Consider the following 21,578-nt stretch of genomic DNA (forward strand, 5'->3'; position numbering starts at 1 on the left):
ACAGGATAGAAGAGGTGTGACGTACATATGACCATTCAGTGGTTCCCGGGACATATGGCAAAGGCGCGCCGGCAGGTTGAAGAGAAACTGAAGTTGGTCGACATCGTGTTTGAATTGTTGGATGCGCGTTTGCCGTTATCCAGTCGAAATCCCATGATGGATGAAATTCTGAAAGACAAGCCCCGTCTCATTTTATTGACCAAATGCGATTTGGCGGATGAACAGGCGAATCAGGCTTGGATGAAATATTTTCAAGCCCGTCGGATGCCGGTGCTTCCGGTTGATGCACAAACAGGGAAAGGGGTCCAACAGATTATTCCGGCGTGTGAAAAAGTCCTGGCCCCGCTGTTCCAACAAAGAGAGAAAAAAGGGATTCAGTCCCGCAAATTTCGAGCCATGGTGACCGGAATTCCCAATGTGGGAAAATCTTCGTTGATCAACCGCCTGGCCAAACGTTCCGTTGCCGAAACCGGTGACCGGCCCGGGGTGACCAAAGCACAGCAGTGGATCCGGGTCGGAAAAACCATGGAACTGTTGGACACCCCCGGGATTTTGTGGCCCAAATTTGACGATCCCGTCACCGGCTTGCGTCTGGCGGCAAGCGGCGCCATCAAAGAAACGATTTTGCCGATCGATGAAGTGGCTTTGTATGTATTAAATTATTTAAAAGACCGGTATCCGGATCGTTTGAAAAAACGGTACAAACTGGAGCAAACGGAACAAGACGGAGTCACGTTGATGGAGGAGATTGGGAAAAAACGGGGGTGTTTGTTGCGGGGCGGAGAGATTGATTATGAAAAAGTGGCTGAGCTTTTGTTGCATGAGTTGAGAGTCGGTCGTTTGGGGCGGATTTCTTTTGAATTTCCGGAGGATTGGATCGGAAAAGAGGAGATGGGAAATGCAGGGGACGATCGCGGAAATTAAGAAATGGTTGGAGAAGAAAGAGAGGCTGAGCCCGCAGGAATTGGCGGAACTTCAAAACGATTCGCGGGCGGGTGTGCAAAAATTGGCGGCCCAATATATCAGAAAACAGGAACGAAGAAAAAAAGAAGAAGAACGCTTGGAACAAATGTGGCATTACGAAAAGAAATATCGCCAACAAGGAATCCGGATGATTGCGGGGGTGGATGAAGCCGGACGGGGGCCTTTGGCCGGTCCCGTGGTGGCGGCGGCGGTGATCCTGCCGGAATCGTTTCCCGTGGAGGGGTTAAATGATTCCAAACAAATGACACCGCAAAACCGGCAACGCCTGAAGGAGCGCATTGAGTCCGAAGCGATTGCCATTGGTGTGGGAATGGCGGATGAGCTTTATATTGACCGGCACAATATTTTGCAAGCCACGTACCATGCGATGCGAAAAGCCATCGAACAATTGCCGGTGAAACCGGACATGGTGTTGGCTGACGCGGTGACCATTCCGGATCTCGGCATCCCGCAACAAGCGATCATCAAAGGAGATGCCAAAAGCCATTCGATTGCTGCTGCATCCGTCATTGCCAAAACGGTTCGTGATGAGTGGATGATGCAAATGGCCGAAAAGTATCCAGAATACGGGTTTGACCATCATATGGGATATGGAACGCCGGAACATCTCAAGGCGCTTGAAGCGTTCGGCCCTTCACCCATTCACCGGAAAAGCTTTGCGCCGGTCCGCTCGTGTATGAAAAACACCGCCCGTCTTTTGTTGCAAGGAGAATCACGATGAGAAAAGACAAAAGAAAACAGGTCGGCCGGCTTGGGGAAGAGCTGGCGGCCCGGTTTCTGTCGGAAAAAGGGTATATCATCTGGGACCGGAATTGGGCAACCCGGATGGGAGAACTGGATATCATTGCGATGAAAGACGGGCAACTGGTGATTGTGGAAGTCCGGACGACCCGGAGTGCCAAATTTGGTTACGGTCTTGAGTCGGTCGGTTTCCGAAAACAACAAAAACTGCGACGTTTGGCGGTGCTGTATGTGAGCCGGCACCGTCTGCACCATTTGCCGCTTCGTTTCGATGTCATTTCCGTATTGTGGGATGAAGAAAATCCGCAACTGAATCATATCGAAGGCGCTTTTTAAATAATGAAAACCACCACTTTTCACGGTGAAAGCGGTGGTTTTTGTCAAACAAAGAGTCAGATTAACAGATGGAACAGGCGCGGATCGTTGTTGATTTCGATAAACGGGAACCCTTTCTTTTTCATCCGCTCAATGAGTGAAGGATAATCCTCCCGGTATTTCAGTTCGATTCCCACCAGTGCCGGCCCGTTGTCTTTGTTGTTTTTCTTGGTATATTCAAAGCGGGTGATATCATCATTTTCGCCGAGGACATCATCCAAAAACTCGCGCAAAGCGCCGGCCCGTTGGGGGAAGTTGATAATGAAATAATGTTTTAACCCCTCGTAAATGAGAGAACGTTCCTTGATTTCTTGCATCCGGTCGATATCATTATTGCCGCCGCTCATGATGCAGACGACATTTTTTCCGCGAATGGCTTCCCGGTAAAAATCCAGGGCGGATATGGCCAATGCCCCGGCCGGTTCCGCAATGATGGCATTCTGATTGTATAAGTTCAAGATGGTGGTGCAAATTTTTCCTTCCGGAACCAAAACCACCTCATCGATATTTTCCCGGCAAATTTGAAAAGTGAGCTCGCCGACATGTTTCACTGCCGCTCCGTCCACAAAAGGGTCGATTTCTTTTAATTCAGTAACTTTTCCGTTCTCAAAAGACGTTTTCATCCCCGGGGCCCCGGCAGGTTCCACACCGATCACCTTGGTTTGGGGATAAACGCTTTTTATGTAAGAACTGATCCCGGCAGCCAGTCCTCCGCCGCCGATGGCGACAAAAACATAATCCGGGGGTTGGTTCAGGTCATTCAGGATTTCGATCCCGATGGTTCCCTGCCCGACAATGGTGCGGTAATCGTCAAACGGATGGATAAAAGACATGTGATGTTTTTTGGCATAAGCCACGGCTTGATGATAAGCGTCATCAAAGGTGTCCCCGGTCAAAACCACTTCTACAAATTTGCCACCGTAATGTTTGACTTGATTGATCTTTTGCCTCGGTGTGGTGGTCGGCATGAAAATTTTGCCGGGAATTTTTAAATGATTGCATGAATAGGAAACCCCCTGGGCATGGTTTCCTGCACTCGCGCAAACCACCCCTTGTTGCCGTTCTTCCTCCGGGAGGCTGATGATGGTGTGATAAGCCCCGCGGATTTTAAAGGAACGGACCACTTGCAAATCTTCCCGTTTCAAATGGATTTGACAGCCGTATTTGTCGGACAAAAGGGGATTGTGCTCCAAAGGAGTATGCCTGCAAACTTCTTTGAGCCGCTGATTGGCAATGAGGATGTCCTCCACTTTGACCCGTTCGGTTCTCAGATCCAACACTTTGCTCATCTCAACTCATCCTTTGGCTAAGAAGTATTTAATGAAGTATTTTAGCACAATCCTCTCATTTTTGGGAATATTAAATGAAAATTTTAAAGAGGAGGACAGAAAAAAGAAAAAGCGCCGATGATGCGGCGCTTTCCACCGGTTAACAATGTTTGCAACGAAGCAGAACGGCTTCACCCGGTTTCAGACAAAGACGGTGGACTTTCCGGCATCGATCCGGGTGCCCGCAGGTGACCACCGCTTTGCTGTGTCCACAATGAACTTTGACGGCTTCTCCCCGTTCCAAAACACAAGTTTTGGTATGGTGTGCATGGTGGCAGCATTTGATCAGGACGGATTGCCCGCGTCTTAAATGGACAAATTTTCTTTTTCTTTTCTCCGGATCCAGTACAACCCGCCTTCTCCGGTGATGGCATGAACATGAATGGCTCATCATCTCTTCCTCCTTGTTGGAATTTGGATCCTTCGGATCCTCTATTAAGTTATGAAAAAACAGAAAAATTCGTTTGTATTCTTGTGGAGAAAGACGAAAGAAAGCGATGGATTGTCAAAATATAGTAAAATATGAAAAAATAGAGTTGGTTTGTCGCAAAGTGAGAAACAGGGCGGGGGTGAAAAAATGTACAGCAAATTATACAGTGCCAGTTTGATGGGCATCGACGGGTTGATTGTCGAAGTGGAAGTGGATATCAGCAACGGGCTTCCTGTCTTTGATATTGTCGGGTTGCCGGATTCTTCCGTTCGCGAGTCCAAAGAACGTGTCCGGGCTGCGTTAAAAAACAGCGGGGTTTCGTTTCCGCTGCAGCGGATCACCACCAACCTGGCCCCGGCTGACGTGAAAAAGGAAGGGGCCGGATTTGACCTGGCGATTGCCATTGGTGTGTTGGCGGCCAGCGGTCAATTGGAAGGGAAGCAACTGGATCGCTTGTTATTGATCGGCGAGTTGTCATTGGAAGGAGGGCTTCGCCCTTTGAGTGGGGTGTTGCCGATGGTTATGGCAGCCAAAAAAGCGGGTTTTACGGAAGTGATTCTGCCAAGCCGGAATGCGGGGGAAGGGGCACTGGTGGACGGGATGAAAATCGTGCCGGTGGATTCCTTGAAGCAGGCGATCGGTTATTTGCGCCAAGAATGGAGCCCTCCGGAAGTGTCCGGCGAAACAGAAGAAGAACCGGAACATTTTTTGGCTGACTTTTCGGATGTCCAAGGGCAGGCCCATGTGAAAAGGGCCATGGAAGTGGCCGCTGCCGGAGGGCATAACCTGATGTTGATCGGTCCGCCCGGTTCAGGCAAAACCATGCTGGCCAAAAGAATTCCCACCATTCTGCCGCCGATGGATTTGGAAGAGTCCTTGGAAGTGACGAAAATATACAGCATTGCCGGATATATCAAGGAAAAGGGAAGATTGATCCGCTTTCGCCCGTTCCGGTCTCCCCACCATACGATTTCCAGCGCCGGTTTGATCGGTGGCGGAGCCGTTCCCAGGCCGGGAGAGATCAGCTTGTCGCACCAGGGTGTTCTTTTCCTGGATGAATTGCCGGAGTTTTCCAAAACGGTGCTGGAAGTGCTCAGGCAGCCCTTGGAAGACGGGACCGTCACCTTGGGAAGGGCAAGAGCGGTTTACACTTATCCGGCGGAATTTATGCTGGTCGCTTCCATGAACCCGTGTCCATGCGGTTTTTTTGGTTATGAAGAGGATCGCAGTTGCACCTGCACCCCGCACCAAGTGCAGCGATACCGGTCCAAAATTTCCGGTCCCTTGCTGGATCGGATCGACATTCACATCGAGGTACCGAAGGTGGATTTTCAAACATTGAGCAAAGGGGAAAGCGGAGAATCCTCCGCTTCCATCCGAAAACGGGTAAACCAGGCGCGAAAAAGACAGCAGGAACGTTTCCGGGGAAGCGAAACGAAAACCAACAGCACCATGAGCACAGCCGATATCCGCAAATACTGCAAGTTGGATCCGGCGTCGCTCCGGCTGATGAAGCAGGCTTTTGAAACCCTCGGTTTGAGTGCCCGGGCACATGACCGTATCCTCAAGGTGGCCCGCACCATTGCCGACTTGGCAGGAGAAGAAAACATCGGGCCTGCCCATATTGCCGAAGCGATCCAGTACCGGAGCCTGGACCGGAAGTTTTGGGAGTGATTTATCTTAGACAAAGGGATTATGCGAAAAAAAAGGCTTATCGCGTGTCCGGGGATTATCAGTGAACAACGAATGACGGCGGGCTTCCCAAGCCGAATTCTCAAAAACTCGTGTGCCTCAGTTCGATGAACGTCGGATGGAGAGCGGAGTTGGGTGTCTGTTTTGACACACTCTCCGCTTGTTAATCAAAGCGGCTCCATATCAAAGCAAACTCACAAGCAATTCAAGCCGGCTGGGGTGCCACCTCATGTTGCAACATCATAAAAATCCTGCTCTACCATCCAGGAGCACAAAAGTGGTTTGATGGATTTGGCCAATATAAATATGGAATGGAAATAAAGCAGAGAGGAATGAATCATGCAGATACCACCAGAAATGCAATTGGCACCGGAGATCAGGGCAGCATTGGAGAAGATTGATTTTATTAACAGGTACAAAAATATGTCTGCGAAATATGACTTTGACGAAGAATTTGATTATGATAATGAATTGGGTTATCCGGCCCGTAACGATAAAAGGGAAAATTTCTTTCAAATTGTGGAGGAATACCCTCCTTTTCAATTTAAATTCAATATTTCTCTCAGCTATGCTCTTTTGGATTTTATCCGGTGGTCCGAATGGATGGGGAGTTGCTGATTGGTGATCCATGGGACTAGGTTAAAGCAGTTATTGGATGGTACAGACGAACGTTTCAGAGCAGCCGGATTCCGCAATTAAGATGATTTAAGGGAAATATTGAAAGAAGCATTTGAGATGGATGAGGATTTCAAACGGACTTTAATGTAAATGCTCTGATCCGGAAAGAGGATTTTGTTGGGCGATAAAGAGCTATATCGCCCTTTTTTGGTTCTTTTATATCTTGGCGTTTGGATTTCACAAACCCATCATCTTCAGCGGGAAAGATAAAAATTGAGGAGGAAAATTTTTTGGAGAAAAAAGGATATGTATCCATGTTCATTGGTGACGTAAGTTCGTTTGAAGAGCTGGAAAGCTATGTGATGCAAAGTTATACAGAGGACGGGGATTGGGTTAATTCGCAATTTGAAAAGGATTTTAGCATTGAATATTACGATGAAGATTTTTTAGAAGTGGAGTTTTACAATGAACCATCAAATGATTTGAGAGTTATTCTTAAGGGGTTTTCATATGATGAAAAGATAATTCCTGGATTTATCGGGATTTGCGGTGAGTATCTGGATCAAGAAGTGAATTCAGTTATTTTACTTTATAACTTTGCCTATGATGGAACCGTAAAAGAAACAAATCGGTTTCGGTTTTTGGGGGCGTTACCATATATGTAAATGAATAATGTTCCCATTTAAAGCATTGTGATTCCGTTTACAGGGACAACCCCAACACCATGGATCACTTCACATGGAAAGGAATTCAAAAGGCGTTAACCTTGGATGTGAAATAACAATTTTCCTGGCGGGTAAGATATGCCACGAAGTTGCTGAAATATGGTCTTTCGGGTAACGATTTGGGATCAGAAGGAGTAAGAGACTTGGATGAAGAGGATCCCACTGAAAAGTGGATTAAAGAAGTTTGTGATTTGACTGTTCATTGAAACCCATAATCAACTTTTACCCTTTTGCAATGGTTAGAACTTAAAAGGCTTAGAGGATTATTGGGAATTATTAGAAGAAGATGTCTTTCAGGATATCACCATCGATTTATGGTTATGAAGAATTAGTTGTTGTGTCGTTTGGTATAGAAGAGTCAAATTACGCAATCCGGTACCTCAAGCCTCTTATTGACTGGTACCATTAGCTCTGGGGTTGATCGACCTGTTAGATTATAGAAAATTTTTTCAATTCGCTTTCGGGGCCGCTTTGGGGAGGTGTCGGTCGGGTTTATTGCCGCTTGGTTAGGCATTCCCTCCTTTTCCTATCCGGTTGTGTTGGCGGGACCATGCTTTTTTGTCTGCGGGGGTGGTCCTGCTGGGGGTCATCAGCGGTTTGATCACCAGTATGTTGACCCCTTTTTTGCCGGTGATCATTAAAAACAGCGGATTCTCCATTACCAGTGTCGGGGTCCTCATGGCGGTGATCACGTTGGTTTGGGTGATCGTCTCTCTTTTTATTAGTGGAGAAAAAATCCATCACAGAAAAGTCCTGTTGTTTACCGGATCCCAAATTTTGACCGGTGTGGTGGTTTTGCTTTTGATGGTGAAATTCCCGCCCCTTGTGGTCATTGCCATTTTGGTTTTACGATCCGTTTTTTTATCCGTCTCAATCCGCTTTTTTCGTCGGAGATGCACTCGGGGGATCGGTGGGAGGATGGCTGTACAGTTATCACATGAATGTTGCCATTCTCGTTTGCGGGGGGCTGACTTTGCTGAATGCGCTGTTGGTGCCTTTGTTGTTTGCAATCGTCAAAGCCAAAGAAAAACACCGGCTGGTTCATGATCAGTCTTTTCATAAGAATGTGTGAACTCCATGAAACCGCACAAATGTTGCGGGAGCCGGGTGCACCTTCAGACGTGAAAAACATATGATAAAAAGAGACACCAGCACGGTGTCTCTTTTTGAGAGAAGAAAAAAGGGTGTTGAGAATGTGATCTATGTGAGTTGTCCGTCCATACAGAGATGGTTGTCTTCGATGTTCAGAATGGATCTCTTATGTGATGTTGCTGAAAACGGTACTTTGCAAGTGCCGCTGCGATATTTCCACAGCGATGGCAGCAATCAATATCTGTCCGTATTTCAGAATCAGTAAGAGAGATCGGCAGTGGACCAGGTTTTGCATTTGGGGCAGCGGACCATGCTGCCGGGAAGTGCTTTGCACACTTCGGTTTTACATTTGTGGCAAATCACTGTGACGAGCTGGTCTTTTTTTGAGTGCATGCTGCTTCCCCCCAATCGGGAACGTGACTCCTAACATCGATTGTACATATTTTTATCAATTTGTAAATAATATTATAATTTTTCAGTAACCTGGTGGGGGGTTCGTAATTGGGTTTTACATTCGGTAAAATAAAACAGGCAATTTGATTTTAAAAGAAAAACAAATAGGCTGTCCAAAACGGCCGGCCCATTTAAGGAGGGGTGATGAAATGGATGAGAAGTTGATCCGGGTGTTGCTTCATGCGAGCATCTGGTTTGCTCCGATTTTGGTGCCGTTGATTGTGTTTTTGTTTGGAAGTGACCGGGAATTAAAAAGATTGGCTTTGCAAGCGGTGGTTTTTCATGGTTCCGTTTTGTCGCTGTTATGGATTTCTACAAATTTATTGTGGATTCTGATCGGGTTCCCGTTCATCGTGGTTTTCGGACTGGCGGCTTTGTTTGTCCCGTTGACGGGCATTATTCGTGCGTTGCAAAATCGTCCGTTTCAATATCCGATCATTAAGAAGTGGATTTAAATTTTCTTTACCGAATTTGATTTTTAATCGGGAGTGTGGTAATTTAGAAAAGAAGTACAAATGGAAATATATACAGTTGGATCATGAAAAAAGGAGTAGGAATGGTGAGGAGTTTCAAAAAGCTGTCGATTTTGGGTTTGTTGGTTGCGTTGCTCATGGCTGCCGGCTGTGGAAATGATGAGAAAGTGGAAGTGCCGAAAAAATCCGTCACCGTGATTGACGGGGACACGATTAAAATCAAGTTGAAAAATAAAGAGGAGACCGTCCGGTTGCTGTTGGTGGACACGCCGGAAACCAATCATCCTCAGCTGGGAAAACAACCGCTCGGAGAGGAAGCCACAGCATTTACCAAGCAATTGATCGAAAAAGCCAATCAAATTGAATTGGAAAAGGAAGAGAACAAAAGAGACAAGTACGGGCGTTTCCTTGCCTATGTCCATGTGGACGGCAAACTGTTGCAGGAAGAGTTGGTGAAAAACGGTTTTGCCCGGGTGGCCTATGTGGATGATCCAAAAGCCAAGTATCTGGAAGACCTGAACCAGGCCCAAAAAGAGGCGGAACGTAAGAAAGCCGGCATTTGGCAATGGGATTCGTATGTCCAGAAAAACGGATTTAAAGTTGAATCTTTACAAGATGAAACCAATATTTTTGTTGCAAGCAAAAACAGCGATGTTTATCACCCGATCGGATGTGAAGCGGTGAAAGACATCAAACCGGACAATATCATTTATTATTATTCCGAGCAGGATGCAATGAAAGACAAGCGCAAACGCAGTCAGGTGAAAGAATGCTGGGATCGGTATCATGAATTGATGATGGGAAGGTGATAAAAAGTGTTGAAAGATCTGATGGCCCGGTTTGGCAAAGGGGCTGCAAAGGTGGATTTGGTGCTGGATGAGAGCCGGTTCCAATTGGGGGACACAGTGGAAGGAAAATTGCTCATTCATGGTGGCGAGGTTGAACAAAAGATCAACAAGATTGATGTGAAGCTGGAAGTCATCATCCGGCACGGGGATACGGATCATGTTCATACCATCACATCGATTCCTTTTTATGAATCATTTACCATCCGCCCCGGCGAAACCAGGGAATTTCCGTTTGCATATCAATTGCCTTATGACCTTTTGATTTCAGGAAACTACGTCACCTATTATTTTCACACTGATTTGGATATTGCCGGCGGGGTGGATCAAAAGGATCGCGATTACATAGAAATCCTTTGTCCCGCGCCATTGCAAAAAGTGCTCGACGCTTTGGGCCAATTGGGTTTCAGGGAAAAGCATGACTCCCGGGAGTTTAACGGACGGGTGCAGGAATTTGAACTTTTCCCGACCGGTTTCTTGCAGGGGCAAGCGGAAGAATTGGAGTTTGTCGCCGCCGTTCAGCCGGACGGAATCAGGTTGTTGCTGGAACTGGAACTTTACTCTTCTTTTGGAGGCAAACAAGAGATCAAGCGGGAAGTTTTCATTTCCAATGAAGAATTGGAGCCTGAGTCTGAGTTGGTCGGGCGGTTGCAGCAAATTTTGAGCGAAATGGCGGAGGCCCAAGGTGGATATCATGGAAGCTTTTCTCATGAACCGGTTTACCATGAACACAGTCACGGTCACAGCCACAGTCAAGGTTCTTCCGGGTTGGCCGGAGCCATTGGCGGCTTTGCTGCCGGCATGATCGGCGGGATGATCATGAATGAAGTGATTGATGGATTGATGGATGATGACGATGATGACGACGATGATGAAGCATTGGAAGCATTGGAAGATTTCTTTGAAGATGAAGATTAATCCAAAAAGTGGTGAATGACCCGATGGTTATTCATCACTTTTTTTATTTTCGGGCGGTTCACAGTGGAAGAAATCGAAAGAAAGAATATTATAAAATGATAATGGTAGAATTTAAGATTAACAGATTCCAATTGGAGTAGAAGGGTTTATTTTTTGTTATGAAGAATTAATTCTAATGGAGAATGAATTATCTGAATATTGTGGTTGTCAATCTGTTTCAGGGGGAATGTCGATGAGCGTGTATGTTGTGATAGACCCGGGGCACGGCGGGAAAGACCCGGGAGCAAGTGCTCATGGATTGGCGGAAAAAGACGTGGTTCTTCAAATTTCCAAAAAAATGAATGATTATTTTGGGGAGTATAAAGGGGTTACTGTTTCCCTGACCCGTTGGGATGACCGTTATCTGGATTTGAATGAGCGGTCCGATTTTGCCAATGCAAGAAACTGTGATCTCTTTTTATCAATTCATATCAATTCGGCCAGCTCTTCGCAAGCAGAGGGATTCGAAACGTATATTCACCCCAATGCCGCTTCCAAAACCAAGAATTATCAAAATCAACTGCATTCGACCATCACCAATTATTTATCCCAATACCAAATAAAGGACCGGGGAAAAAAGCAAGCAGACTTTGCGGTGCTTCGCAATACAAAGATGGCGGCCATATTGATTGAAAATCTCTTTGTCACCAATGAAAGGGAAAATCAATTATTAAAAGACGGCAAGTTTATTGATGGTTTGGCCCAATCCATTGTGGAAGGGGTTGCCCGTATTTACGGATTGGAAAAGAAAAAAACGGAACCGAAACCAATGTACCGCATTACGGTGAATGGAAAAGTGGTCTATGACACAGCGTATGAGTCTAAAATCACGGAAGCCATTCTCGAGGCGGTAAGAAAAGGAGCCGATGAAATCCAATTGAACAAATTGAATTAAAGAAAGGGAAGGAGGATGTATTCCTCCTTCTTATATTTTATTCACCATATCCAAGCGGTATTCTGAATAAAAATAACTATATTTATTTTGCATATATAAGATCTTTTATAATAAAATATTTTAAAATATTGAAAGAGAAAAGAGATCCATTGGACAAGGCTTCGGATGAAGGATGGAGCAATTGTTCAGACAGGGGGGTAGTGGAGGTGTACCGGATGAAGAAATTGTTGAAAAATATGACTTTTCAAGTTCTGTCAGCCATTTTTATCGGGATCTTGCTGGGAGTCTTTGTTCCGGATGTAGCCAAAATGATGAAACCATTGGGAGAAATGTTTATCAACATGGTAAAAATGGTGATTGCACCGTTAATATTTTTTACCATCGTGCTTGGCATTGCCAAAATGGGAGACATGAAAAAAGTGGGCAGGGTCGGGGGAAAAGCGCTGATCTATTTTGAAATCGTTACCACTTTTGCTTTGGTTATCGGACTGATTGTTGCCAATTTGGTGGAACCCGGTGAAGGAGTGAACCTTCAAGCAACCCAAGCCGAAAGCGACCAAGTGAGTGAATACGCCCAAGAAGGGGAAAAAATGAAGCTGTCCGATTTCATCATTCATATCATTCCGTCCAATGCAGTGGAAGCTTTCGCGAAGGGGGATATTTTGCAAGTTGTTTTCTTTGCGGTTTTGTTCGGGTTTGCCCTGGTTTCGCTGGGAGAGACGGGAAAGCCTGTGATTGATCTGTTTGACCGGATTTCCAATGTATTCTTTAAAATCGTCAACATCGTGATGAAAGCGGCTCCGGCGGGGGCATTCGGGGCGATGGCTTTTACCATCGGAAATTATGGTTTGGCGACGTTGGTTCCGCTTGGTAAATTGATGTTGTCGGTTTATGCAACCATGTTTTTGTTTGTGTTCGTGATCCTGAACCTGATTTGCAAAATGTACGGTTTCAGTCTCCTGAAATATTTAAAATTTATTAAGGAAGAATTGTTGATTGTGCTCGGCACTTCTTCGTCGGAATCGGTCCTGCCGCAAATGATGAAAAAAATGGAGAAGGCAGGGTGTTCCAAATCGGTGGTCGGCTTGGTCATGCCGACCGGCTATTCCTTTAATTTGGACGGAACCAGCATTTATTTGACCATGGCGGTTGTGTTTTTGGCACAGGTCAGCGGAGTGGATTTGACCCTGACCCAAGAGCTGACCATCCTGGCCATTTTGATGTTGACGTCCAAAGGTGCCGCCACCGTAACCGGGGGAGGATTCATTGTTTTGGCTTCCACCCTGAGTGCCATGCAAGTGATTCCCATGGAAGGGTTGGCGCTGTTGTTGGGAGTGGACCGGTTCATGTCTGAAGCACGGGCCATCGTCAATATGATCGGAAACGGGATTGCCACCTTGGTGGTGGCCAAAAGTGAAAAAGAGTATCATCCGGACGGAGAATATAATTTGGAATGACAGAAAAACCACACCTTTAAAAGGTGTGGTTTTTTATTAAAACCCGTCAGAAGAGAGGGAATCAGGGGATGTCGGATCGAATGTGCCGTTTTTGGCCCGGGACAATATCTCGATGCGGACGTTAATTTGTTTTTCGGCAAAGCGCCGGAGTTTTTTCATATCCACTCCCAGCGGGCTGACACCTTCCTGGTATCGGGATACGATTTCCAAACCGTATGGCGCCAGTTCTTCCATTTTTTTGACGAACTGGTCAAACAGGGAAGGTTTTTCGTGAATCAACCGCTGCAAGAGATAGGTTCCATAGCTGATGTGGCGCGATTCGTCCAATTTCAAATAACCGATTCCTTCCATCAATCCCGGCATCAAACCGGATTTGTCCAGCCCTTCATGGAAACTGGTATAACCGGTTTCCGCCAACACGCCTTCCACAAACATGTTGTAAATGGTGGCGGCATCCACAATCGCTTCGGGCGAAGCATCATGCAACAAGCGGTTCAAGGATTCCGGAAGCATTTCGTTGAAAATTTTGCGGTATGCGGGGGAATGGTATCGGGAAAGATCGCCGGTTTCCCCGATAGCATTGAGAAACAGTCGGAAAAATTCGGTATGTTTGGCTTCATCGAATAAAAATGTCGTCAGATACAATTCCTCTTCCAAACGCCCTTCTTTGGCGATGACCATGATCAGAGGCAGCAAATCAATGGTGACCGCTTCTTCTCCGGCCAAAAAACTGGACGACCGTGCCCGGATTTCTTCTTTTTGTTGTTCGGTCATCTGTTCCCAATCTTTTTTGTCTTTTGAAAAATCGATGGATTCCGGGTTCCATGTTCCTGCACGTTTGGCTTTTTGATAAAGCTGATATGGAAATGAATCAAACCGGAGACCTCCCGGACGGGTTGACTGAAATTCTTTGCGCATGTGTTGCATCGCCTCCTCCGCATTTCAAGTGTTGATGGATTGGTCAAAAACTTCACGAACGATCCTTAAGATGGTCTCATCAGGAATCGGATAAATTCCTGCCGGATCCTGTTTCACCAGCGAGACCAATTCCTGCTCGAGTTCAGGGGTGAAATGCCAATCAGCAAATGTATCCGGCAATCCCACGTTTTTTCGGAATTCTCTCAGGAACCCGGTGACTGCATCGATCGCCGGTGGAATTCCGATGATTTTGGAAAATGACTCGATTCGCGGCTGATAGAATGAGGGCAGGCCTTCCATGACAGTGGGCAACAAGACCGCATTGGCCAGCCCGTGCGGAATCCCGAACCGGGCGCCGAGGGCGTGGGACAAATTGTGAACGGGGACGGCCGTCAACGAGAAACAAAAAGCAATAATGGCCATTGAACTGGCAATCAGCATTTGTTCACGGGCTTCGAGATTGTTTCCATCTTCCACCGCCACAGGAAGGTGTTTTAAGATCATTTGCATGGCTTGGATGGCAAAAGCATCCGTATACGGATGAGCGGTCGGTGAAAAAAAGGCTTCCACTGCATGGGTGAGTGCATCCATTCCGGTTGCAGCTGTCATTTCAGGCGGCAGACTGACGGTCAGCTCCGGATCGAGAATCGCAATATCGGCAGCGATATAGGGATGAAACAGATTGGCTTTTTTCTGATATTTCTCATGAAAGATGACAGCCACCGGAGAAACTTCGGATCCCGTGCCGGCCGTGGTCGGGATGGCGATATGCGGAATCGGAATGGGTTTTGCTTCCGGCAGGGTTATTTGTTCAACCGGTTTAAGGGATTCGTGAATATCTTGTTTTCCCAAATGCAAAAGCCATTTGACCCCTTTGACGGTATCCAGGACACTCCCGCCTCCCAAAGCGATGAGTGCATCAGCTTGGCGGTCACGGAAAAATTGGGCCGCACGATTGATTTTTTCTCCCTTGGCGTCTTGCTCGATTTCATCGAATATTCCGACCAATTGCACCGGTTTGACCGTCTGGTCCAGGAGCTTTTTGATTTTTTCCGTGATGCCGGCTTGGGTTAAACCTTTGTCAGTGAAAAGGACCACCCGTTTTCCTCCCAGTCCGTGCACGAATTCAGCCAAACGGGAACAAGTCCCTGAACCGCTGTGGACTTGGGAATGGAGAAAAAATTGGAAGGAAGAAAAAGTCATTTTTTCACCCCTGTATATGTTATATTGATAAAAACAAATGAATATTTACAAGGATCGGTCGGCCTGTGGCTTATAAAAGCAACCTCCCTATTTTATTATACAATGTTTTCTTTTTTGAAAGCGATTAATATTAATAAGATTCTAATTGTCTTACATTAATATTTGTGAGATATTTAGAAATATATTTGTTTAGATTATAATGTTTGTAATGGAGAGGTTAGACTTTTTTTCGCGAAAGGAGTACAGGTATGAAGCATTTTTCGAAAGTTTTAGTAGCCAATCGTGGCGAAATTGCTACCCGGATTTTTCGCGCTTGCACCGAACTGGGGATTCGCACGGTCGCTGTCTACACCGAGCAGGACAGCTTATCCCTCCATCGTTACAAAGCGGATGAAGCTTATCTGATCGGCGAGGGAAAAGGCCCGATTGAAGCGTATTTGGATATTGATGCCATTTTGGAAGTAGCAAAACGCCATGATGTGGATGCTATTCATCCCGGTTACGGCTTTTTGGCGGAAAATACCGAATTTGCCAAACGGTGCGAAGAAGAGGGGATTGTATTTATCGGTCCGTCCCCGGAGCATATCAAAATGTTTGGCGATAAGGTGGAAGCCCGTGACATGGCTGTTAAAGCCGGGATTCCGGTCATTCCTGGTACCCCTGATCCGATTCAGTCACTAAAAGAAGCGCAAGAGTTTACAGAAAAGCACGGATTTCCGGTCATCATCAAAGCAGCTTCCGGTGGAGGCGGCCGCGGGATGCGGATTGTCCGCAAGGCGGAAGAATTGAAAGACGCGGTCGAACGTGCCCGGTCCGAAGCGAAATCCGCTTTTGGAAATGCCGCGGTTTATATCGAGAAATATTTGGAAAATCCGAAACATATCGAAGTGCAAATTTTGGCAGACTCTTACGGGAATGTCATTCATCTTTATGACCGGGATTGTTCCATCCAACGCCGCCATCAAAAAGTGATTGAAGTGGCGCCGAGTGTGTCGTTGGATGAGAATTTGCGCGAACAGATTTGCGAAGCGGCTTTGAACCTGATGAAAAAAGCCGGTTACATCAATGCCGGAACGGTTGAATTTTTGGTCACCGGCGATCAAAAGTTTTACTTTATCGAGGTGAATCCGCGGGTGCAGGTGGAGCACACCATTACGGAATTAATCACCGGTGTGGACATCGTGCAATCCCAAATCCGGATTGCGGAAGGATATGCTTTAACCGATCCGGAAGTGGGCGTGCCGGCGCAGTCGGAAATCACCACCCGCGGGTATGCGATTCAATGCCGTGTGACCACCGAGGATCCGGAGCGCGATTTCCTGCCGGAAACGGGAAAATTGCTTGCGTACCGGTCCGGAGGCGGATTTGGCATTCGTTTGGATTCCGGTAACGCGTATCCCGGGGCTGTCATAACACCGCACTATGATTCCTTGCTGGTGAAAGTTTCTTCTTGGGCGATGACTTATGAACAAGCAGCCCAAAAAATGTTGCGCACGTTGAGGGAATTCCGGGTTCGCGGAGTGAAAACCAATATTCCGTTTATGGAAAATGTGGTGCAACATCCGGTGTTTTTAAGTGGGAAATATGATACTTCGTTCATTGACACAACACCGGAATTGTTTGAGTTTCCAAAGCGGAGAGACCGTGGAACCAAATTATTGAATTATATCGGTCAGACGGTTGTCAACGGGTATCCGGGATTGCCCAAAGACAAAAAGCCCAATTTTCCCGAACCACGTGTGCCCGTTGTTCCTTATGACCGGGAATATCCGTGCGGAACGAAACAAATTTTGGACGAGCAGGGAGCCGAAGGACTGATTGACTGGATTAAAAACAGCGAGCGCCTTTTAGTGACGGATACGACCTTTCGCGATGCCCATCAGTCTTTGTTTGCAACCAGAATGCGCACCTATGATTTGTTAAAAATCGCTGAAGCGACGGGAAAACTGGCTCCGGGATTATTCTCGCTGGAGATGTGGGGAGGAGCCACTTTTGATACGGCAATGCGCTTTTTAAATGAAGATCCTTGGGAAAGGTTGCACTTACTTCGTGAACGGATTCCCAATATTTTATTTCAAATGCTGTTCAGAGGCGCCAATGCGGTGGGTTACACCAACTATCCCGATAATGTGATCCGGAAGTTTGTGCAACTGGCTGCAAAGAGCGGCATTGACGTTTTCCGGATTTTTGACAGCTTAAACTGGATTGAAGGCATGAGGGTGGCAATCGATGCCGTGCGTGAAACCGGGAAAGTTGCCGAAGCGACCATATGTTACACCGGGGATATCACGGATCCGTCCCGCAACAAATACTCGCTGAAATATTATGTGGATCTGGCCAAAGAGTTGGAAAAAGCGGGGGCGCAAATCCTGGCGATCAAAGATATGGCCGGATTGTTGAAACCATTTGCGGCATATCAGCTGGTCAAAGCATTAAAAGAAGAGATCGGCATTCCGATTCATTTGCATACGCATGATACCAGCGGGGTGCAGATGTCGACGCTGATCAAGGCTTATGAAGCCGGGGTGGACATTGTGGATACCGCCATCAGTTCCATGTCCGGATTCACTTCACAGCCCAGCCTGAATGGTTTGGTTGCCGCATTGCGCGGTGATAAGAGAGAAACCGGATTGGATTTGCAGGAGATCCAAAAGCTCTCGGATTACTGGGAAGATGTGCGGGCTTATTATGCCGGTTTTGAAAGTGACATCAAATCGCCGACCGCCGAGGTGTATGTTCATGAAATGCCGGGCGGACAATATTCCAACTTGCGCCAGCAGGCGAATGCGGTCGGTCTGGGCGATCGCTGGGAAGAAGTGAAAAAAGCTTATGCCACGGTAAACAAAATGTTTGGAGACATTGTCAAAGTCACTCCTTCTTCCAAAGTGGTCGGGGACATGGCCCTGTTTATGGTGCAAAACAACCTGTCGGAACAGGATGTTTATGAAAAAGGCCACCGTTATGACTTCCCGGAATCGGTCATTCAGTTTTTCCAAGGATATTTGGGACAACCGCCGGGGGGATTCCCGGAAAAGTTGCGGGATATTATCTTAAAAGGCCGCGAATATTTCACTTGCCGGCCGGGCGAATTGTTGGAGCCGGTTGATTTCGGGGAAGTCCAAAAAGAGCTGGAAGAAAAAACCGGCCGGACGGTCAATGAGTACGATGTGATGAGTTACATCATGTATCCGAAAGTGTTCTTGGACAAAGAAAAGAAAACCAAGGAATTCGGGGATCTCTCCGTGTTGGATACACCCACGTTTTTCTACGGGCTCCGTTACGGGGAAGAGATCAAAGTGGAGATCGAAACGGGTAAAACCTTGATCGTCAAATTGATTACAGTCGGGCCGTTGGCTCCGGACGGGACACGGACGGTGTATTATGAATTAAACGGACAACCGCGTGAAGTGAACATTCGCGATTTGTCAGCCAAAGCAACGGTCGATTCGCGCCGCAAAGCGGATCCGGATGTGGAAGGCCATGTGGGAGCCACGATGCCGGGGCATGTGGTGAAAATCCTGGTTGAGAAAGGGGACAAGGTGAAGAAAGGAGAACACCTTGTCGTCACCGAGGCCATGAAGATGGAAACGACGATCCAGGCGCCGTTTGACGGTGTGGTCAAGGAAATTCATGTGAAAAATGGAGATGCCATCGAGACCGGGGACTTATTGATTGAAATGGAGTAGAGATTGACAAACCGGCCGGATGTCATGTATATAAATGTATAAAACTTGCATATCAAAGTGCGATGACAGAGTGAATCAATCCGGAGCGATGCACAGAGAGCGGGTTTCGCGGCTGGAAAAACCCGTCATTTAACCGGATTGTCCCGCCTCTGGAGCGATCCGTGAAAAGCGGATTCGGTGGCATGGCCGTTATCCAGTAAAGGGGATGCGTCTTACGGTGGATGTGGGACGCATCAATGAAGGTGGTACCGCGAAAAAGCCTTTCGTCCTTCAGGGATGAAAGGCTTTTTTTGTTTAGAGGGAGGAAGAAGCATGGGAAAAAAGCGTGTTGTGGTGAAAGTCGGCTCCAGCAGCCTGACGGAAGCAGGCGGCGTCCTGTCAGAGAAAAAAATCAATCCATTGGTCGGGCAAATCGCCGCCCTGATCCGGCAAGGAATGGAAGTGATCCTTGTGTCGTCCGGTGCGGTTGCCGCCGGGATCGGACGGTTGGGATGGACCCCGGCTTCGATTACCATTCCGGAAAAGCAGGCGGCTGCCGCTGTGGGCCAAAGCGCACTCATGGATACGTACCAGAAATACTTTCAACAACATGGTCTTCCGGTGGCCCAATTGTTGCTCACACGCTTGGATTTGGAAGACCGGAAACGGTTTATTCACATTCGCAATACCATCGAAACGTTGTTGAAAAAGGGGATTGTACCCATTGTTAATGAAAATGACACGGTGGCCGTTGATGAAATTCGCGTGGGGGATAACGATACTTTGAGCAGTCTGGTGGCCATTGTGGCCCAAGCAGACCTTTTGGTGATGCTGACAGACATTGACGGTTTGTATACCAAAGATCCCCGAAAAGATCCCGAGGCCGAAAAAATTGAGGAAGTGCATGTCATCACCAAGGAATTGGAAGAGATTGCCGGGGGTTCCGGAAGCATCGTGGGAACCGGCGGAATGCGGACCAAAATGACCGCGGCCAAAATCGCGGTCCAATCCGGAATGAAGGTGGTGATTGCGTCCGGCAAAGAACCGGATGTATTAAGAAAAATTGTGCAAGGGGAAAAAGTGGGAACCTGTTTCCATCCGCACAGCCGCTTGCCGAGCAAAAAATCATGGTTGGCGTTCAGTACCCGTGTCAAGGGGAAAATCACGGTGGATTCCGGTGCGAAAGAGGCGCTGGTCCGGTTTAACAAAAGCCTTCTGTTGGGCGGAGTGATCCGTGTCAGCGGAACTTTTTTGGAAGGAGCCGTCGTGGAAATTTGCGATCCGTCCGGCCGCTCTATCGGCAAAGGGATCTCCAGCTTTTCCAGTGCCGACCTCAATCTCTTGCTGGAACGGAAAGCTTGGAATCAGGGGAATGAACGGATTCATGAAGTGGTTCACCGGGATATGATGGTGATTTTGAAGGAGGAGGAGCTAGTCTTATGATGACGGTTGATTTGCAAGACATGGTGAAAAAGAAAACATGCAAAGCCAAACAGGCTTCACGGAAGTTGACGATGGTTTCCGCCCGGGAAAAAAACGAAGCATTGATGCGCATGGGCGAGAAATTGTGGCAGATGCGGGAACGGATTTTTGAAGCCAATCAAAAAGATTTGGATGCCGCCATCCAAAACGGATTGTCCAAAGCGAAACAGGACCGGCTGCTGTTGAATGAGAAACGCCTTGCCGACATGATTGAGGGGCTGAACGTATTGGTCCAAAGCAGCGATCCGGTCGGCGAAGTGATGGAAACCCATTGCCGCCCGAACGGATTGAAAGTGGATAAAGTGCGCGTTCCGTTCGGGGTGATTGCCATCATTTACGAATCACGTCCCAATGTCACCGTGGATGCCGCCGGTCTGGCATTGAAAGCCGGCAATGCCATTGTCCTTCGCGGGGGGAAAGAAGCAATCTTCTCCAATCAGGCACTGGTTCGGGTCATGTGTGAAGGGCTGGCGGAAACACAGATTCCGGTTGATTCCATTCAATTGATTGAGCGGACCGAGCGGGACACGATTGATTATTTGATCCGGGACAAAGAATCGGTCGACTTGGTGATTCCGCGCGGGGGAGCCGGATTGATTCAACGGGTCGTGCAAAATGCCCATGTGCCGGTCATTGAAACCGGTGTGGGAAATTGCCACATCTATGTGCATGCTTCCGCGGATTTAAAGATGGCCCGGTCGGTGGTGGTCAATGCCAAAACCCAACGGCCTTCGGTTTGCAATGCCATGGAAACCCTATTGGTCGATCAGGGCATTGCGGAGGAATTTTTGCCTTTTTTGGCCCGGGAGTTGGCGGCCCGGGGGGTGCAGGTGAAAGGATGTGAACAAACCTGCCGCATTTTGCAAAATGAATCTTCGCTGAAAATCGAACCGGCCGCAGAAGAAGATTACGACACCGAGTTTTTGGATTTGATCCTGGCTGTGAAAGTGGTTCGGGGAACCGGGGAAGCGCTCCGGCACATTGAACGGTTTGGGACGGGCCATTCCGAAGCCATCATTGCCGAAGATCAAAAAGCGGCGGATGCCTTTTTGACACAAGTGGATGCGGCGGCCGTGTATCATAATGCTTCCACCCGTTTTACCGACGGGGCTGAGTTTGGATTCGGCGCCGAAATGGGGATTTCCACCCAGAAGTTGCATGCACGGGGCCCCATGGGATTGAAAGAGCTTACCAGTTACAAGTATGTGATCCGGGGAACCGGCCAGGTCCGGGAATAAATAAAGA

Annotated in this window: 20 protein-coding genes; 15 read left to right on the forward strand and 5 right to left on the reverse strand. The window is 47.5% G+C overall.

What is annotated here, in order from left to right; translation table 11 throughout:
- Nucleotides 1-27 precede the first annotated feature (27 nt).
- From ylqF to ATH33_RS06990, 3 genes are read left to right on the forward strand one after another with little or no spacing between them, the layout of a single operon-like run.
- Complete coding sequence (ylqF, locus tag ATH33_RS06980) at nucleotides 28-924, forward strand: ribosome biogenesis GTPase YlqF (RefSeq protein ID WP_121874235.1); 897 nt, start codon at nucleotides 28-30, stop codon at nucleotides 922-924.
- On the forward strand, nucleotides 899-1,705 hold the full coding sequence (locus tag ATH33_RS06985; RefSeq protein ID WP_121874236.1) for a ribonuclease HII: 807 nt from the start codon (nucleotides 899-901) through the stop codon (nucleotides 1,703-1,705). Before ylqF ends, ATH33_RS06985 begins: the two co-directional genes overlap by 26 nt.
- Complete coding sequence (locus ATH33_RS06990) at nucleotides 1,702-2,061, forward strand: YraN family protein (protein ID WP_121874237.1); 360 nt, start codon at nucleotides 1,702-1,704, stop codon at nucleotides 2,059-2,061. The genes ATH33_RS06985 and ATH33_RS06990 overlap by 4 nt, the downstream gene beginning before the upstream one ends.
- 56 nt (nucleotides 2,062-2,117) lie before the next feature.
- Here ATH33_RS06990 and ilvA read toward each other — a convergent pair whose 3' ends face one another.
- Nucleotides 2,118-3,389: a threonine ammonia-lyase IlvA gene (ilvA, locus tag ATH33_RS06995; protein ID WP_121874238.1), complete on the reverse strand. Its 1,272-nt coding sequence runs from the start codon at nucleotides 3,387-3,389 to the stop codon at nucleotides 2,118-2,120.
- Nucleotides 3,390-3,528: 139 nt separating this feature from the next.
- On the reverse strand, nucleotides 3,529-3,819 hold the full coding sequence (locus ATH33_RS07000) for a hypothetical protein (protein ID WP_037997292.1): 291 nt from the start codon (nucleotides 3,817-3,819) through the stop codon (nucleotides 3,529-3,531).
- Nucleotides 3,820-4,005: 186 nt separating this feature from the next.
- Between ATH33_RS07000 and ATH33_RS07005 the strand changes: the two genes are divergently transcribed.
- The 4 genes from ATH33_RS07005 to ATH33_RS07020 all read left to right on the forward strand — a co-directional run bounded on the left by ATH33_RS07005 (nucleotide 4,006) and on the right by ATH33_RS07020 (nucleotide 7,965).
- Nucleotides 4,006-5,532, forward strand: a complete 1,527-nt coding sequence (locus ATH33_RS07005; RefSeq protein WP_037997291.1) for a YifB family Mg chelatase-like AAA ATPase — start codon at nucleotides 4,006-4,008, stop codon at nucleotides 5,530-5,532.
- 357 nt (nucleotides 5,533-5,889) lie between these two features.
- Nucleotides 5,890-6,168, forward strand: coding sequence for a hypothetical protein (locus ATH33_RS07010; protein WP_138614938.1), 279 nt, complete (start codon nucleotides 5,890-5,892; stop codon nucleotides 6,166-6,168).
- Between the two features lie 290 nt (nucleotides 6,169-6,458).
- Nucleotides 6,459-6,833: an immunity 22 family protein gene (locus tag ATH33_RS07015; protein ID WP_037997288.1), complete on the forward strand. Its 375-nt coding sequence runs from the start codon at nucleotides 6,459-6,461 to the stop codon at nucleotides 6,831-6,833.
- Nucleotides 6,834-7,716: 883 nt separating this feature from the next.
- A complete protein-coding gene (locus tag ATH33_RS07020; RefSeq protein WP_037997286.1) occupies nucleotides 7,717-7,965 on the forward strand; it encodes a hypothetical protein in 249 nt (82 codons plus the stop codon).
- A gap of 278 nt (nucleotides 7,966-8,243) precedes the next feature.
- Here the strand turns inward: ATH33_RS07020 and ATH33_RS13825 are convergent, their stop codons facing one another.
- Entirely contained in the window at nucleotides 8,244-8,378 is a 135-nt protein-coding gene (locus tag ATH33_RS13825) for a hypothetical protein (protein ID WP_255347204.1), read from the reverse strand.
- Between the two features lie 209 nt (nucleotides 8,379-8,587).
- Between ATH33_RS13825 and ATH33_RS07025 the strand changes: the two genes are divergently transcribed.
- From ATH33_RS07025 to ATH33_RS07045, 5 genes are all read left to right on the forward strand, one after another.
- Nucleotides 8,588-8,893, forward strand: coding sequence for a DUF4870 domain-containing protein (locus tag ATH33_RS07025; protein WP_037997284.1), 306 nt, complete (start codon nucleotides 8,588-8,590; stop codon nucleotides 8,891-8,893).
- Between the two features lie 104 nt (nucleotides 8,894-8,997).
- A complete protein-coding gene (locus ATH33_RS07030; protein WP_165489738.1) occupies nucleotides 8,998-9,720 on the forward strand; it encodes a thermonuclease family protein in 723 nt (240 codons plus the stop codon).
- A 9-nt stretch (nucleotides 9,721-9,729) separates the two neighbouring features.
- Complete coding sequence (locus ATH33_RS07035; protein WP_131470923.1) at nucleotides 9,730-10,674, forward strand: sporulation protein; 945 nt, start codon at nucleotides 9,730-9,732, stop codon at nucleotides 10,672-10,674.
- 232 nt (nucleotides 10,675-10,906) lie between these two features.
- Nucleotides 10,907-11,608, forward strand: coding sequence for an N-acetylmuramoyl-L-alanine amidase family protein (locus ATH33_RS07040; protein ID WP_037997279.1), 702 nt, complete (start codon nucleotides 10,907-10,909; stop codon nucleotides 11,606-11,608).
- Nucleotides 11,609-11,823: 215 nt separating this feature from the next.
- On the forward strand, nucleotides 11,824-13,065 hold the full coding sequence (locus ATH33_RS07045) for a dicarboxylate/amino acid:cation symporter (RefSeq protein WP_037997315.1): 1,242 nt from the start codon (nucleotides 11,824-11,826) through the stop codon (nucleotides 13,063-13,065).
- A gap of 36 nt (nucleotides 13,066-13,101) precedes the next feature.
- Here ATH33_RS07045 and ATH33_RS07050 read toward each other — a convergent pair whose 3' ends face one another.
- Both ATH33_RS07050 and ATH33_RS07055 read right to left on the reverse strand, forming a co-directional pair.
- On the reverse strand, nucleotides 13,102-13,992 hold the full coding sequence (locus ATH33_RS07050; protein ID WP_304412971.1) for a R2-like ligand-binding oxidase: 891 nt from the start codon (nucleotides 13,990-13,992) through the stop codon (nucleotides 13,102-13,104).
- 15 nt (nucleotides 13,993-14,007) lie between these two features.
- Nucleotides 14,008-15,186, reverse strand: coding sequence for an iron-containing alcohol dehydrogenase (locus ATH33_RS07055; protein WP_037997274.1), 1,179 nt, complete (start codon nucleotides 15,184-15,186; stop codon nucleotides 14,008-14,010).
- Nucleotides 15,187-15,434: 248 nt separating this feature from the next.
- Between ATH33_RS07055 and pyc the strand changes: the two genes are divergently transcribed.
- The 3 genes from pyc to ATH33_RS07070 all read left to right on the forward strand — a co-directional run bounded on the left by pyc (nucleotide 15,435) and on the right by ATH33_RS07070 (nucleotide 21,571).
- A complete protein-coding gene (gene pyc, locus ATH33_RS07060) occupies nucleotides 15,435-18,872 on the forward strand; it encodes a pyruvate carboxylase (RefSeq protein ID WP_062843183.1) in 3,438 nt (1,145 codons plus the stop codon).
- Nucleotides 18,873-19,184: 312 nt separating this feature from the next.
- On the forward strand, nucleotides 19,185-20,294 hold the full coding sequence (proB, locus tag ATH33_RS07065; protein WP_037997270.1) for a glutamate 5-kinase: 1,110 nt from the start codon (nucleotides 19,185-19,187) through the stop codon (nucleotides 20,292-20,294).
- A complete protein-coding gene (locus ATH33_RS07070; RefSeq protein WP_231855189.1) occupies nucleotides 20,291-21,571 on the forward strand; it encodes a glutamate-5-semialdehyde dehydrogenase in 1,281 nt (426 codons plus the stop codon). The genes proB and ATH33_RS07070 overlap by 4 nt, the downstream gene beginning before the upstream one ends.
- The last annotated feature ends 7 nt before the right edge of the window (nucleotides 21,572-21,578 follow it).

Source organism: Thermoactinomyces vulgaris (assembly GCF_003688725.1).
Taxonomy (GTDB): Bacteria; Bacillota; Bacilli; order Thermoactinomycetales; family Thermoactinomycetaceae; genus Thermoactinomyces; species Thermoactinomyces vulgaris.